General features: G+C 71.5%; 15 protein-coding genes, 1 tRNA gene and 1 pseudogene. 15 read left to right on the forward strand and 2 right to left on the reverse strand.

The features are described 5' to 3' along the window. Positions 1-11: 11 nt before the first annotated feature. The 8 genes and pseudogenes from CUT44_RS33780 to CUT44_RS04030 form a co-directional block, all read left to right on the forward strand. Positions 12-377 (forward strand): annotated as a pseudogene (locus CUT44_RS33780) (DNA cytosine methyltransferase); the annotation flags it as partial. Beyond that, positions 364-888, forward strand: a complete 525-nt coding sequence (locus CUT44_RS33785; RefSeq protein ID WP_233221224.1) for a hypothetical protein — start codon at positions 364-366, stop codon at positions 886-888. The pseudogene CUT44_RS33780 and the gene CUT44_RS33785, both read left to right, overlap by 14 nt. Before the next feature lie 23 nt (positions 889-911). Further along, the gene (locus CUT44_RS33790) at positions 912-1,064 is read left to right on the forward strand and encodes a hypothetical protein (RefSeq protein WP_233221225.1); all 153 of its coding nucleotides are present in this window, start codon (positions 912-914) and stop codon (positions 1,062-1,064) included. 89 nt (positions 1,065-1,153) lie between these two features. Beyond that, a complete protein-coding gene (locus tag CUT44_RS04010; RefSeq protein ID WP_100200712.1) occupies positions 1,154-2,056 on the forward strand; it encodes a bifunctional DNA primase/polymerase in 903 nt (300 codons plus the stop codon). Further along, positions 2,053-2,412, forward strand: a complete 360-nt coding sequence (locus tag CUT44_RS33795; RefSeq protein WP_233221205.1) for a hypothetical protein — start codon at positions 2,053-2,055, stop codon at positions 2,410-2,412. Before CUT44_RS04010 ends, CUT44_RS33795 begins: the two co-directional genes overlap by 4 nt. After that, on the forward strand, positions 2,409-3,596 hold the full coding sequence (locus CUT44_RS04020) for a DUF3631 domain-containing protein (protein WP_100200713.1): 1,188 nt from the start codon (positions 2,409-2,411) through the stop codon (positions 3,594-3,596). Before CUT44_RS33795 ends, CUT44_RS04020 begins: the two co-directional genes overlap by 4 nt. A gap of 207 nt (positions 3,597-3,803) precedes the next feature. After that, the gene (locus CUT44_RS04025; RefSeq protein ID WP_100200714.1) at positions 3,804-4,001 is read left to right on the forward strand and encodes a helix-turn-helix domain-containing protein; all 198 of its coding nucleotides are present in this window, start codon (positions 3,804-3,806) and stop codon (positions 3,999-4,001) included. Beyond that, positions 4,001-5,275: a tyrosine-type recombinase/integrase gene (locus tag CUT44_RS04030; protein ID WP_100200715.1), complete on the forward strand. Its 1,275-nt coding sequence runs from the start codon at positions 4,001-4,003 to the stop codon at positions 5,273-5,275. Before CUT44_RS04025 ends, CUT44_RS04030 begins: the two co-directional genes overlap by 1 nt. A gap of 68 nt (positions 5,276-5,343) precedes the next feature. On the opposite strand, the gene CUT44_RS04035 is transcribed toward CUT44_RS04030, so the two are convergent. After that, positions 5,344-5,417, reverse strand: a tRNA-Pro gene (locus CUT44_RS04035). Positions 5,418-5,654: 237 nt separating this feature from the next. Here CUT44_RS04035 and CUT44_RS04040 point away from each other — a divergent pair. The 7 genes from CUT44_RS04040 to CUT44_RS04070 all read left to right on the forward strand — a co-directional run bounded on the left by CUT44_RS04040 (position 5,655) and on the right by CUT44_RS04070 (position 13,038). Further along, on the forward strand, positions 5,655-6,059 hold the full coding sequence (locus CUT44_RS04040; RefSeq protein WP_100200716.1) for a hypothetical protein: 405 nt from the start codon (positions 5,655-5,657) through the stop codon (positions 6,057-6,059). 122 nt (positions 6,060-6,181) lie between these two features. Beyond that, a complete protein-coding gene (locus tag CUT44_RS04045) occupies positions 6,182-7,528 on the forward strand; it encodes an NAD(P)/FAD-dependent oxidoreductase (protein ID WP_100200717.1) in 1,347 nt (448 codons plus the stop codon). 380 nt (positions 7,529-7,908) lie between these two features. After that, positions 7,909-8,634 (forward strand): DeoR/GlpR family DNA-binding transcription regulator, encoded by a 726-nt coding sequence (locus CUT44_RS04050; RefSeq protein ID WP_233221221.1) that lies wholly within the window; start codon positions 7,909-7,911, stop codon positions 8,632-8,634. 174 nt (positions 8,635-8,808) lie between these two features. After that, positions 8,809-10,167, forward strand: coding sequence for an ABC transporter substrate-binding protein (locus CUT44_RS04055; protein ID WP_100200719.1), 1,359 nt, complete (start codon positions 8,809-8,811; stop codon positions 10,165-10,167). Further along, entirely contained in the window at positions 10,164-11,144 is a 981-nt protein-coding gene (locus CUT44_RS04060; protein ID WP_100200720.1) for a carbohydrate ABC transporter permease, read from the forward strand. The genes CUT44_RS04055 and CUT44_RS04060 overlap by 4 nt, the downstream gene beginning before the upstream one ends. Beyond that, on the forward strand, positions 11,141-12,052 hold the full coding sequence (locus CUT44_RS04065; protein ID WP_100200721.1) for a carbohydrate ABC transporter permease: 912 nt from the start codon (positions 11,141-11,143) through the stop codon (positions 12,050-12,052). Before CUT44_RS04060 ends, CUT44_RS04065 begins: the two co-directional genes overlap by 4 nt. Next, positions 12,049-13,038, forward strand: coding sequence for a zinc-dependent alcohol dehydrogenase family protein (locus tag CUT44_RS04070; RefSeq protein ID WP_100200722.1), 990 nt, complete (start codon positions 12,049-12,051; stop codon positions 13,036-13,038). The genes CUT44_RS04065 and CUT44_RS04070 overlap by 4 nt, the downstream gene beginning before the upstream one ends. A gap of 23 nt (positions 13,039-13,061) precedes the next feature. On the opposite strand, the gene CUT44_RS04075 is transcribed toward CUT44_RS04070, so the two are convergent. Further along, on the reverse strand, positions 13,062-14,510 hold the full coding sequence (locus tag CUT44_RS04075; protein ID WP_100200833.1) for a lipase maturation factor family protein: 1,449 nt from the start codon (positions 14,508-14,510) through the stop codon (positions 13,062-13,064). Positions 14,511-14,586: the final 76 nt, after the last annotated feature.

A 14,586-nucleotide genomic window follows, 5' to 3' on the forward strand; every position in this document is an offset into this window, starting at 1 on the left:
GCGGCCTGGACATGGCCGTCCAAGCCGTGTTCGGCGGCTCCCTGGCGTGGGTGGCCGACAACGACCCCGGCGCCGCCCGGATCCTGGCCCACCACTGGCCGCAGGTACCCAACCTCGCAGACATCACCGCCGTGGACTGGCGCGCGGTGGAGCCGGTGGACATCGTGTGCGGCGGCTACCCCTGTCAGCCGTTCAGCACCGCCGGCAAACGGAAGGGAGTCACCGATGACCGCCACATCTGGCCGCACATCGCCCGTGCCCTTGGCGTACTACGACCCCGGTACGCGGTCTTTGAGAACGTCGCAGGGCACCTTTCCCTCGGATTCGACACCGTCCTCACCGACCTTGCCGCCCTCGGGTTCGATGCGCGGTGGTGCACTCTTCGCGCATCCGATGTCGGTGCTCCCCACCGGCGCAACCGCCTGTTCCTCCTCGCCTGGCCTGCCCACCCCCCGCGCGAGGGACGCCAAGGGCCGCGGCTACCGCGATGGCCTGCCGACGGTGGCCGCGCTGCTGCCCACTCCCTCGACCTCGGAGGCGACCGGGACCGGGCACGCGGCACAGGGCGGGATGAACCTGCGGCACGCCGTCTCCCTGCTGCCCACCCCGGTGGCCGGGGACGCCCGGGGAGCCCGGCAGGCCACCGCGCCGAACCCGCGCAGCACCTCACCGACCCTGACCGACCTGACCCACAGTGGCACCCTGCTGCCCACTCCGCGGGCGACGGACGGGACCAAGGGCGGTCCGAACCAGCGCGGCAGCAAGGGGGATCTGACCCTGCCCTCGGCAGCCCACCGGATTGGGGCCCCTACACCCCGGCCGTCCGGCGCTGGGAAGCCGTCCTCGGCCGCCCCGCCCCGGGGCCAGTTGACGCTCTGGGACGGCTGAACCCGCTCCTGGTGGAGTGGCTGATGGGCCTGCCCGCCGGCCACGTCACCGACGTGCCCGGGCTGTCCCGCACCGCCCAGCTCAAGGCCCTGGGCAACGGCGTCGTTCCCCACCAGGCCACCACCGCCCTGCGGCTACTGGCCACTGCGGAGACCGACACCGCCCACGCGGCCTGACAAGCGCCCGGGGCGGTCGCCTCATCTCGCCAAAGATCCGCGACCGCCCCGGCCAACCAGCCCACTACAGACCCGTTGGAGGTCCCAGCATGACCCATGACGCACGCTCCGCGCTGCTGGCCGCGGCCCTGGCCGCCGCCGGGCGCGGCTGGCACGTCTTCCCCTTGCGGCCCGGCAGCAAGGTGCCCGCCCTGCACGGTGCGAAGGCGTGTTCCCGTACCGGGCCCTGTGCGGGCGGGCACGTGAAGTGGGAGCAGCGCGCCACCACCGACCCCGGCCGCATCCGGGCCGCGTGGGCACAGGCGCCGTACAACGTCGGCATCGCCACCGGCCCGTCCGGGCTGGTCGTCATCGACCTGGACACCCCGGAGCACAAAGGCAAGAGGGACGCGCCTTGCGGCGCGACGACCTTTGCGGCGCTCTGCGAGCGCGCCGGGCACGCCGTCCCGGCCACCTACCGCACCCGGACCGCGAGCGGCGGCACCCACCTGTACTTCACCGCCCCGCCCGGTGTGCGGCTGCCCAACACCGCGGGAACCATTGCCGCTTCGGTCGACACCCGGGCGTGGGGCGGATACGTGGTCGCCACCGGCAGCATCACCCCGGGCGGGCGGTACGAGGCTCTGTGCGCCGCTGAGACGGCCGCGGTGCCCGGATGGCTGCTCAGCATCCTCCGCCCGGCTCCCGCGCGCGCTGCGGGGCCGCTGCGGCTGCCTGCGGTGGACGGCAGCCGCGCCGCCGTGGCCGCGCTGGAAGCCGAATGCGCCGTGGTGGCCGCGGCTCCCGAGGGCGGGCGGAACGTCGCCTTGAACCGCAGCGCGTTCAAGGTGGGGCGGTTCGTCGCATGGGGCGACATCCCCCGTCACATGGTGGAGGTGGCCTTCCAAGAGGCTGGAGAGGCGGCAGGACTCACCGCTGTCGAGTGCCGCGCCACGATCCGCAGTGCCCTGGACAGCTCCCTGCGCACCGCCCGCCCCCGGGAGGCGGCATGACCGCCCCCATCACCCCCCGCTTGGAAGGCCACCCCGCACCCCCGGCCGGCCTGTGCACCGCCCGGCCGCCCGCACCCCCGGCGGCCGGAGGCGACCCGAAGGACGCCGCCCGTCAGGGCGTCCGCTCTGTTCCTCGTTCGAACCCGCGCCGTGGCAATGGCCGGTACCCGATCGCGTGGCTGCACATCACCGCACCCGGTCGCGGCGCGGTGCCCACGGCCCGGTCGTGGTGCGAGTGCGGCCACGACCGCAGCGCCGTCGGCACCGCCCGCGTGCTGGCCCTGATCGACGCGCACGCCGCGCACCGGGACCGCTGCCCGCTCCGCACCCCCCAGGAAGGGAGGGCCGCCGCATGACCACACCCCAGACAACCACCACCGCATCCGCCGTCGACGGGGCCGCGCTGCTGGACGAGGTGGAGCGCTTCCACCGGCGCTTCAACGTCTTCCCCACCGAGGCCGCTTACGTCGCCGTGACCCTGTGGGATGCTCACGCGCACCTGCTCGACTGCTTCGACTCCACCCCGCGGCTCGCCTTCCTCTCCCCGGAGCCCGGTTCGGGGAAGTCCCGGGCGCTGGAAGTGGTCGAAACGCTCGTGCCGCGTTCCATGGCCGCCGTGGACGCTTCGGCCGCGGCCCTGTTCCGGTCGGTGGCCGGGCTGGACGGCGGGCGTCCCACGATCCTGTTCGACGAGATTGACACCGTCTTCGGGCCGAAAGCCGGGGAGAACGAGCAGCTTCGCGGGTTCCTCAACGCCGGGCACACCCGCGGGCGGGTGATGTACCGGTGCGTGGGGGACGGCTCCAACCAGCAGGTACAGGGCTTCCCCTCGTTCTGCGCGGTGGCGGTGGCCGGACTCGGCTCGCTGCCGGACACGATCCTGACCCGCTCGGTCATCATCCGCATGCGCCGCCGCGCCCGGAACGAGAAGGTGGAGCCCTTCCGCACCCGCATCCACGTCGCCGAGGGCAACGCCCTGCGCGACCAACTCGCTGCCTGGGCCGAAGCCATCCAGGAGCAGGTGGCCGACGCCTACCCGCAGATGCCCGAGGGGGTCACCGACCGGCCCGCCGACGTGTGGGAACCGCTAATCGCGGTGGCGGACGCCGCCGGGGGCGACTGGCCGCGCCGGGCCCGGGAAGCCTGCCTGACGCTGGTCAAGGCATCCCAGGTGAACGACAAGGCCAGCATTGGTATCCGGCTGCTGACCGACCTGCGCGACCACGTGCTGATCGGGGTGGACAAGCTGCCCACCGTCGCCATCCTCGACCGGCTCAACGCCCTGGACGACGCCCCTTGGGCCGATCTGGACGGCCGGCCGCTGGACTCCCGGCGGCTCTCCCGGATGCTGGGCCAGTACGTCACCGCCGACGGTGACCCGATCGCCTCCCGCAACATCCGCACCGCCGGAGGAGTCCTCAAGGGCTACCACGCCGAGGACCTGCACGACGCTTGGCAGCGCTACTGCCCGCCCCCTCCGGAAACTCCGCTACCTCCGCTCCAGCCGCTACAGCCCAGCTCACACCCCCTGCCCGCGTAGCGGACCCCGCCCGATGTAGCGGCTACACCCGGCCGCCCCGGACCCACCCGCCCGGGGCGGCCGGACCGCTCCCGAGGACGGCCGTAGCCGCTACACGCCGCCCTGCCGCTACACCAAACCCGCCGCTGACCTGCGCTGTAGCGGCGTGGCGGATGTAGCGGACCCCGGAAAGCCGAGACCAGCCCTCTGCGGAGGAGGCATGCCCGCATGAGCCCAGCACTGCCCCCGACCCACCAGGCGCTCACGGTCCCCGAAGTCATGGCAGCGCTCCGGATGAGCCGCCCCAAGGTCTACGACCTCATCCGGTCCGGCGCCCTGCCCAGCTACACCGAGGGCCGTTCCCGGCGCATCCCTGCCGAATCGCTCCGCACGTACATCCAAGCCAAGCTCCAGGAGGCTGCCTGATGGCCAAGCGCCGTGCCAATGGCGAAGGCACCATCACCAAACGGACGGACGGCCGATACCAGGCAGCCGCGTACGTCTACCGCCCGGACGGCACCCGCGTCCGCAAGTTCGTCTACGGCAAGACCCGTGCTGAGGTGGCACAGAAGCTCACCGAGATGCAGGAGAAGACCCGGCAGGGCATCCCGGCCGCCACGTCCGCGATGCCCTTCGGGGACTACCTCGCCTACTGGCTCGCGACCGTGGCCGCCGCGCGGCTCAAGCCCTCCACCTTCATGAGCTACGAGGTGATGGCACGCCTGTACATTGCTCCCTCACTCGGCCGGAAGAAGCTCAACCGGCTCAGCCCCGCCGACGTACGGCGCTTCCTCGCGGAGTTCCGCGACGGCTGTCTGTGTTGCCTGCGAGGGCTGGACGCGAACCGCGCCGAGGACGAGCGGAAGTGCTGCGCCAAGGGACGGTGCTGCCACCGCCATCCGTCCGCGCGCACCGTGCAGTACGTCCATGCCGTACTGCGGTCCGCCCTGCAGCAAGCGATGCGGGAAGAACTCATCGCGCGCAACGTGGCACGCATCGTGGAGACGCCCACCGTCGTCCGGCAGGAGGTACGGCCGCTGGACCGGACCGAAGTGCGGATGCTGCTGAAAGCGGCTCGCTCGCACCGGCTGTACGCGCTGTGGCTGCTGCTGGTCTCCACGGGCCTGCGCCGCGGGGAAGTGCTCGCGCTCACCTGGGATGACATCGACCTCGGCCGGGGGCAACTGCGGGTGCGCCGGAATCTCCAGCGCATCAAGAAAGAGCTGGTCTTCGGCACCCCGAAGACGGCCCGTTCTCAGCGCACCGTCTCCCTGCCCCGGCGGTGTGCGGCTGCTCTCAGGGAGCACCAGAGCGCGCAGCGCGCGGAGCGGGCCGCGGCCGGGTTGAAGTGGGACCCGCTGCCGCACCAGCCGAGCGGGCTGGTCTTCACCACACCCACCGGCCGGCCGACCGATCCGCGGAGCCTGAACCGGATGCTCACCGTTCTCTGCCGCAACGCGAAGGTGCGCAGGGTGCGGGTGCACGACCTCCGGCACACCTGCGCCTCACTCCTGCTGGCTCAGGGAGTGGATGCCCGGACCATCATGGAGACGCTGGGGCACAGCACGATCACCATGACGCTGGACACCTACGCGCACGTGATGGACACGACGCTCAGAGCAGCCGCCGAGCGGATGGAGGACGCGTTGGGCCCGGAGGGCGGGGGAGAGGGCGAGGAAGCCGCTCAGCCGCCCGGGTGACCCCGGTTGATGTCAGCCGCTGATGTCAGAAGCCCCCTGGGAAGATCCCAGGGGGCTTCTGACCAGTGTCGGGACGACAGGATTTGAACCTGCGACCCCTTGACCCCCAGTCAAGTGCGCTACCAAGCTGCGCCACGTCCCGATGCCCTCCCGGCTCGGGGCTGGCCCCTCGCCGATCGCGCACGGAAACCATACCGCACTCCGAGGGGTGGATGCGCACGCCGGGTGCCGGGACAGTGGCGGATGGGCAGGGCTTTCCGGCGGTGCTCCACCCGGCTCCACCGGTCCCGCGCGGGGTGCGCACCGCCCCGGTAAACCCTTCTGTAACATTAGTGTCACTCACCGTGTGAAGCGGAATCCGGTCCGCCACTCTGGTGCCATGCACGCACGACTCACCCCTCGCGCCCTGGCAGCCCTCGTCTGTCTCTTCCTCCTCCCCGCCACCGCCTGCCAGCAGAGCAACGGCAGCGCGGCCAGTGAACCCTCCCCCACCGAGATGCCCCTCTACTCCGTCATCGAGGAGGAGGAGAGCGGACCGTCGCGGAGCATCGTCGTCGAGGTCAGTACCACCGAGGGCCTGCGGCTCGTCTTCGACGACGTGGCCACGCGTCTGACCGACGAGGCGGGCTACGTCGTCCGGATCAACTGCGCCGGCAGCTATCCGGAGAACCGCCTCGCCACCGGCCGGTACGCGGTCGGTGACACCGGCGCGACCGTCACCGGGCTGAAGCGGAACCAGAAGGAGTTCAAGCCCGTCCCCGGGGCGGAGTGCCCGCGTGAGTGATCCCGGTCGGAGGGAGTGAGTGCGGCGGCGTCGCGCAGGGTGGATATCCGGTCCTGGTTTGTCCGGGCCCTGGCGGGAAACGCGGTCTCCCTGGCCGTTGGTCCCGAGGACTGGAGTAGCACGTGAGCCGTTCGCGGATAGTGATCGTCGGTGCGGGGTTCGCCGGATACCAGACCGCCAGGACGCTGTCGCGCAAGCTCCGGGGAGCGGCCGAGATCGTCCTGGTGAACCCGAACGACTACTTCCTGTATCTGCCGCTGCTGCCCGAGGTGTCGGCGGGCCTGCTGGAGGCCCGCCGGGTCTCGGTGTCGCTGGCCGGGACGCTGCCGAGGGTGCGGCTGGTGCTCGGCGAGGTGCACGGGGTGGACCTGGACGGGCAGGCGATCTCGTACACCGACCCCGAGGGGCGTGAGAAGCGGCTGGGGTACGACCGGCTGGTCCTCACCGTCGGCAGCGTGAACAAGCTGCTGCCCATCCCGGGCGTGGCCGAGCACGCGGTCGGGTTCCGGGGCATGCCCGAGGCGCTGTACCTGCGCGACCACATCAGCCGGCAGATCGCCCTGGCCGCCAACGCCGAGGACCCCGAGGAGTGCCGGGCGCGCTGCACCTTCGTGGTGGTCGGGGCCGGCTACACGGGGACCGAGGTGGCCGCGCACGGCAAGATGTTCACCGACTCGCTCGCCCGCCAGCACGCCCGCAGCGCCGGCGGGCTGCGGGCCGACGCCCGGCCCCGCTGGATGCTGATCGACGTCGCGGACCGGGTGCTGCCCGGGCTGGACGAGAAGCTGTCCCGGACGGCGGACCGGGTGCTGCGCAAACGCGGGGTGGAGATCCGCACCGGGACCTCCGTGAAGGAGGCCACCCGGGACGGGGTGCTGCTGAACACCGGCGAGTGCGTTCCCACCCGCTCACTCATCTGGTGCGTCGGGGTACGGCCCGACCCGTTGGTGGAGCAGCTCGGGCTGCCCACCGAGAAGGGGCGGCTGGTGGTCGACGAGTACCTCAACGTCCCCGGTCACCCGAAGGTGTTCGCCTGCGGTGACGCCGCGGCGGTGCCGGACCTGACCAAGCCGGGGGAGTACACGCCGATGACCGCCCAGCACGCCCACCGGCAGGGCAGGACGGCCGCCAACAACATCATGGCCTCCTACGGCATCGGCACCCGCCGCCCCTACAAACACAGCGACCTGGGCTTCGTCGTCGACCTCGGCGGACTGCAGGCCGCGGCCAACCCCTTCAACATCCCGCTGTCCGGGCCGGTCGCCAACCTCGTCACCCGCGGCTACCACCTCGCCGCGATGCCCGGGAACCGGATCCGGGTGGCCGCCGACTGGGCGCTGGACGCCGTGCTGCGGCGGCAGGCCGTCCAGCTCGGGGTGCTGGACGCCTGGTCGGTGCCGCTGGACACCGCCTCGCCCGAGACGGCACGGCTGCGGGGTGAGCAGGAGACCGCCGGGCAGCGCGGGTAGCGCGCGTACGGGGCGCTCCGCCCCGCCGAACGGATGCCCGTGGCGGGCCGAAAGCGGCCCGCCACGGGCATCCGTGTGTGCCGCTGTGGCACGGATTCGGGTGGACAACGGGCAGTCGTCGACGGCCCTTCGGGCACGCCCGGGCACGCCCGGGCGCCGTACAAGGCTTCGAGCAGCGCCTTCCCCCGCCCGGAAGTCCCCGGAAGCGGGCCCAAGCGGTCATGATCCCTGCCGGGAAGAACCTGGCCAGACCTCCCCCCGGACGGTAGAAATCTCCCCACGCATCCGAACGGGCATGTTCGGGCGCCCGGAACTGGAACGACCGGCACAGGGAGGAGCGGCGATTGAACGCCGAGGAGCGGCAGCGAGAGATCCTCGCCATGGCCCGCCGGCTGGGCTCGGTCGAGGTCGTCGCGCTCGCCGAGAAACTGTCCGTCGCCAAGGAGACGGTCCGCCGCGATCTGCGGGTCCTGGAGGACCACGGCCTGGTGCGGCGCACGCACGGAGGCGCCTACCCGGTGGAGAGTGCCGGCTTCGAGACGACCCTCGCCGTCCGCACGACCCGGCACGTTCCGGAGAAGCGGCGGATCGCCGCCGCCGCGGTCGACCTGCTCGGTGACGCCGAGACGCTCTTCGTCGACGAGGGCTTCACCCCCCAGCTCATCGCCGAGGGACTGCCGCGCGACCGGCCGCTGACCGTCGTCACCACCTCGCTGGCCACCGCCGGAATACTGGCCAAGGCGGACAACTTCACCGTGCTTCTCCTCGGCGGCCGGGTACGGGGCGGGACGCTGGCCACGGTCGACCACTGGGCCACCCGCATGCTCTCCGGGTTCGTCATCGACCTGGCGTACGTGGGGGCCAACGGCATCTCCCGCGACCACGGGCTCACCACACCCGACCCGGCGGTCGGCGAGGTGAAGGCCGCGGCCGTACGGGCCGCGCGCCGCAGGATCTTCGCGGGGACGCACACCAAGTTCGGGGCGGTCAGCTTCTGCCGGTTCGCGGAGGTGTCCGACTTCGAGACGATCGTCACCGGCAACGCGCTGCCCTTCGCCGAGGCGCACCGCTACTCGCTCCGGGGGCCGCACGTCATCCGGGTGTAGGGCCCCGCGGCCGGACCGCACCGGCACACCGCCTCACCGGCCGGTCCTCCACACCGTGAACGAACACCGCCCGCCGACGGCACGGCACCGCATGCCCGCGGACGCCGTCCCACCCGACTTCAGGCGACAACAGGCAACACCAGGCAACAGGCAACACCAGGCAAGGAGCCCGACATGTACAGAAGGACCCGGCACACCGCACGTGCCCTGATCGCCGCGACAGCGGCCGGAACCCTCCTCGCGTCCTGCAGCGGAGCCGGCGGCACCGCCTCCTCCGACGGTGACTCCATCAACGTCCTGATGGTGAACAACCCGCCGATGGCCGAGCTGCAGAAGCTGACCGCCGAGCACTTCACCAAGGAGACCGGCATCGAGGTCAACTTCACCGTCCTGCCGGAGAACGACGTCCGCGACAAGATCAGCCAGGACTTCTCCAACCAGGCCGGGCAGTACGACGTCGCCACCATCAGCAACTACGAGACGCCCATCTACGCCAAGAACGGCTGGCTGCACGCCCTCGACGAGTACATCCAGGACGACGCGGAGTACGACCACGACGACATCCTGCCCTCGATGCGGCAGTCGCTCACCGGCGGGGACGGCAAGCTCTACGCCCAGCCGTTCTACGGCGAGTCGTCCTTCCTGATGTACCGCAAGGACGTCTTCGACAAGCACGGCCTGGAGATGCCCGACAAGCCCACCTGGCAGCAGGTCGCCGACCTCGCCGAGAAGGTGGACACCGCCGAGAAGGACATGAAGGGCATCTGCCTGCGCGGCCTGCCTGGCTGGGGCGAGGTGATCGCCCCGCTGACCACGGTCATCAACACCTTCGGCGGCACCTGGTTCGACGAGGACTGGAACGCGAAGCTGACCTCGCCCGAGACCACCGAGGCCGTGAAGTTCTACGTCGACCTGGTGCGCGAGCACGGCGAGGCGGGCGCCGCCCAGGCCGGGTACGCCGAGTGCCTGAACAACATGACCCAGGGCAAGACCGCCATGTGGTACGACGCCACCGCCGGCGCCGGGTCGCTGGAGGCCGGCGGCTCACCGGTGAAGGGGAAGATCGGTTACGTCCCCGCCCCGGTGGAGGAGACCGAGAGCTCCGGCTGGCTCTACACCTGGGCCTGGGGCATGCAGAAGGCCTCCAAGAACGCCGACAACGCCTGGAAGTTCATCTCCTGGGCCTCCGGCAAGGAGTACGAGCAGCTCGTCGGCGAGGAGATCGGCTGGGCCAGCGTCCCGGCCGGCAAGCGCACCTCCACCTACGAGATCCCCGAGTACCTCGAGGAGGCCGGCGCCTTCGCCGACATCACCCGGGACGCCATCGCCTCGGCCGACCCGAAGTCCCCGGGCACGCAGAAGCGGCCCGCGCCCGGCATCCAGTTCGTCGGCATCCCGGAGTTCACCGACCTGGGCACCAAGGTCTCCCAGCAGATCAGCGCGGCCATCGCCGGAAGCAAGTCCGTCGAGGAGGCGCTCAAGGCGTCGCAGCGGCTGGCCGAGAAGGTCGGCGAGGAGTACCGGAACCGATGACCGTACAGCTCACGGCGGAGTCCCCGCCGCCCACCGCGCCTCCCTCCCGGGCCCCCGCGCGGCCCGCAGCCGCCCAGCCACCCGGCCGGCTGCGGGCCTGGGCCACCCGCGCCCCTCTGCTGCCCGCGCTGGTCTTCCTGATCGCCGTCACCCAGCTGCCGTTCGCGGCGACACTGGTGATCTCCCTCTTCGACTGGTACGCCCTGAACCCCGACGCCCGTGAGTTCACGGGGCTGTCCAACTACGGTTCGGTGCTCTCCGATCCGGCCATGCGGTCCTCGGTGGTCACCACGGCGGTGCTGACCGCCACCGTGGTCCTGGCCAGCCTCGTCCTCGGGCTCGTCCTGGCGCTGCTGCTGAACCGCTCCTTCCGGGGACGGGGCCTGGTGCGCACCATGCTCATCGCGCCCTTCCTGATCGTCCCCGTGGCCGCCGCGCTGCTGTGGAAGCACGCCCTGTTCAACCCGGAGTACGGGCTCTTCAACGGCGCCCTGAACTGGCTGGGCTCACTGGTGGGGATGGAGGAGGTCATCCAGCCCGACTGGATCTCCGAGATGCCGCTGCTCGCGGTGGAGGCCTCGCTGGTGTGGCAGTGGACGCCGTTCATGATGCTCATCGTGCTGGCCGGGCTGCAGAGTTTCCCGACGGAGACGCTGGAGGCCGCCCGGCTGGACGGCGCCGGCGGCTGGCAGATCTTCCGCCATCTGACGCTGCCGCACCTGCGGCGCTATCTGGAGCTGGGCGGGCTGCTGGGCTCGATCTACATCGTGCAGCACTTCGACGCGGTGTTCACGATCACCGCCGGTTCGCTGGGCACCGCCAACCTGCCGTACACGATCTACCACACCTTCTACCGGGCGCACGAGTACGGGCTGGCCTCCGCCGCGGGTGTCCTCGTCGTCATCGGCTCGATCGTCATCGCCACCTTCGCCCTGCGGGTGGTCTCGTCCCTGTTCAGTGAGGAGGTGTCCCGATGACGTCCACCGCGCCCTCCCCGGCCGTACCGGGCACCGCGCCGGCCCGCCCGGCGCCGCGTCCGGCGGAGCACCCGGACCTGCGCCGCACCCGGCGCCGCAACGCCGCCCTGAGCCTGCTGGCCTGGGTGATGGGGCTCGCCTTCTTCCTGCCGGTCGCCTGGATGGTGCTCACCTCGCTGCACTCCGAGGCCGACGCCGCCACCAACCCGCCCTCGCTCGCCGCGCCCCTCACCCTGGAGAGCTACCGGGAGTTCTTCGGCGCCGGGGGCGGGGCGAGCCCCTGGCCGCCGCTGATCAACTCGGCCATGGCGTCGGTCTTCTCCACGGTCTTCGTGCTGCTGCTGGCGTTCCCGGCGGCGTACGCCCTGTCCATCCGGCCGGTGCGCAAGTGGCGGGACGTGCTGTTCTTCTTCCTGTCCACCAAGATGCTGCCGATCGTGGCCGGACTGCTGCCGATCTACCTGTTCGCGAAGAACACCGGCATGCTCGACAACATCTGGCTGCTGGTCATCCTCTACACCTCGATGAACCTGCCGATCGCCGTGTGGATGATGCAGTCCTTCCTCGCCGAGGTGCCCACCGCGCTCATCGAGGCCGCCCAGCTCGACGGGGCGCGGCTGCCCACCGTCCTGGCCAGGGTCATCGCGCCGGTGGTGGGGCCCGGTATCGCCGCCACCGCGCTGATCTGCTTCATCTTCAGCTGGAACGAGATGCTGTTCGCCCGGGTGCTGACCTCGGTGACCGCGCAGACCGCGCCCGTGTTCCTGACCGGGTTCATCACCAGCCAGGGGCTGTTCCTGGCCCAGGTGTGCGCCGCCTCGGTCGTCATCTCCCTGCCGGTGCTCGCCGCGGGGTTCGCCGCCCAGGACAAACTGGTCCAGGGCCTGTCGCTAGGAGCCGTGAAGTGAGAGCCGCCGTCATCGAGTCCGTCGGCAAGGCCGTCCTGACCACCGTGCCCGATCCCACGCCCGGGCCGCGCGAGGTGGTCGTGAAGGTCGCCGCCTGCGGGCTGTGCGGTACGGACCTGCACATCATGCAGGGGGAGTTCGCGCCCACGCTCCCCATCGTGCCCGGGCACGAGTTCGCCGGCGAGGTCGTCGCCGTCGGGGGCGGGGTCACCGAGCTGGCCGCCGGTGACCGGGTGGCGGTGGATCCCTCGCTGTACTGCCACGAGTGCCGCTACTGCCGCGTCGGCCACAACAACATGTGCGAGCGCTGGGCGGCCATCGGCGTCACCGTGGCGGGCGGCGCCGCCGAGTACGCCGTCGCCCCGGTGGCCAACTGCGTGAAGCTGCCCGAGCACGTCGATGTCCAGGACGCGGCGCTGATCGAGCCGCTGTCCTGCGCGGTGCGGGGCTACGACGTGCTCGCCGCGCGGATGGGCGCCAACGTCCTGGTCTACGGCTCGGGGACGATGGGCCTGATGATGCTGGAACTGGCCAAGCGCACGGGCGCGGCGCGGGTCGACGTGGTCGACATCAATGCCGGGCGCCTGGCCACCGCCAAGGAACTGGGCTGCACCGCCGCGGCCGCCGCGGCCGACGAACTCGACCGCCCGCAGGGCTGGGACGTGGTCATCGACGCCACCGGCAACGCCAAGGCGATCCAGGACGGGCTGGGCCGGGTGGCCAAGGCCGGAACGTTTCTGCAGTTCGGTGTCTCCGACTACGCCACGAAGGTGACCATCGAGCCGTACCGCATCTACAACCAGGAGATCACCATCACCGGCTCCATGGCGGTGCTCCACAGCTACGAGCGCGCCGCCGACCTCTTCGCGACGGGGATCATCGACCCGAAGGTCTTCATCAGCGACCGGCTTCCGCTGGACAGCTACCCGGACGCGCTGGAGCGGTTCGCGGCGGGGGTGGGACGGAAGATCGTGGTGGTGCCGTGAGGGCGTGCCCGCTGTAAGGGGCGTCACGGCGTGTCAGGAGTGCCGGGAGTGCCGGAGGCGTCCGCGGGCGGCCGGGAGACCGGCTGCCCGTACGGGCCGACCAGCTCCCGGTCCCACCAGGCGCCCGTGGAACGCAACTCCCGCCAGGTGGTGAAGCGGTAGCGGTACAGCAGGGCGCGCACCTGGGCGGGCGGGTGGTCGGGGAAGGGGTTGGTGCGCAACAGGCGCAGCGTGTCCGGGTCGTTCTCCAGCAGCCGGTGCAGCAGCCGGGTGAACCAGGGCGCGGCGTAGGAGGGCGAGAGCGCGGCGAACCACAGCAGCCAGTCCAGCCGCAGGTGGTACGGCGCGTACTGCCGGGGCAGCCGCCGCAGGTCGCCCGGCTTGCCCCGGAACCCGTACTCCCGCCACCGGGTGCTCTCGGTGGTCCGCTCCTCGTCGGTGCCCTCGATCACCACCTCGTGGCGCAGCCGGGTGACGCTGCCGAAGGCGCCGTAGGTGTTCACCAGGTGCAGGGGGTTGAAGGAGCGGTTCATCTGCTGACGGCGGGTGAGCAGGTTGCGCACCGGCCACCAGCTGAGCACCAGCACCAGTACCGTCACCCCGATGACGGCGGCCACGTACCACGGCGGCACCTGGCCGTACTCCCGCGTCCCGGCGACGGGGGAGCTGTCCACGGCCGCCAGGGCGAGCACGACCGTCAGCCAGTTGAGCCAGGCGAAGTTGCCGGAGGCCACCAGCCACAGCTGGGTGGCGATCACGGCCAGCCCGGCCGCGCTCGCCACCGGCTGCGGGAAGAACAGCAGGAAGGGGACGACGAGCTGGGTGAGGTGGTTGGCCGCCACCTCCACCCGGTGCACCGGCTTCGGGAGGTGGTGGAAGAACCAGCTCAGCGGCCCCGGCATCGGCTGCGTCTCGTGGTGGTAGTCCAGACAGGTCAGGTTCCGCCAGCAGGGGTCGCCGCGCCACTTGATCAGGCCCGCGCCGAACTCCAGCCGGAACAGCAGCCACCGCAGCAGCAGGAGCACCAGCATCGGCGGGGCCACGTCCGCGTTGCCGAGGAAGACCACCAGGAAACCGGCCTCCAGCAGCAGCGACTCCCAGCCGAAGGCGTACCAGGTCTGCCCGACGTTGACGATCGACAGGTACAGCACCCACAGCAGGGCCCACATCAGCATGGCCACCGCCAGCGGCACCCGGTCGGCGGCGCCCAGCAGGACCGCGGCCGACAGCGCCGCGCCCGACCAGGCCACGGCCGCGAAGAAGCGGTCGGAGTAGTGCCGGTGGAACAGCGACGGCGAGGCGCGGAAGGGCACCCGGCGCAGGAAGTCCGGCACCGGGGTCAGCCCGCGCTCGCCGAGCAGCGCCCGGAACTGCAGGGCCGCCGAGACGAACGCGACCAGATAGAGGGCGGCCACGGCCCGCTGCAGGACCAGGCGGCTCAGCCAGTACTCGGGTGCCTCGAACCACTCCATGGCGCCCATGGGTACCACCGGTGGCCGCCGCCATGCGGCAGCCCCGGGCGGGAGCGGGGCCGTACGGGTGACGGGC

The sequence above is a fragment of the Streptomyces carminius genome (assembly GCF_002794255.1).
Lineage (GTDB): Bacteria > Actinomycetota > Actinomycetes > Streptomycetales > Streptomycetaceae > Streptomyces > Streptomyces carminius.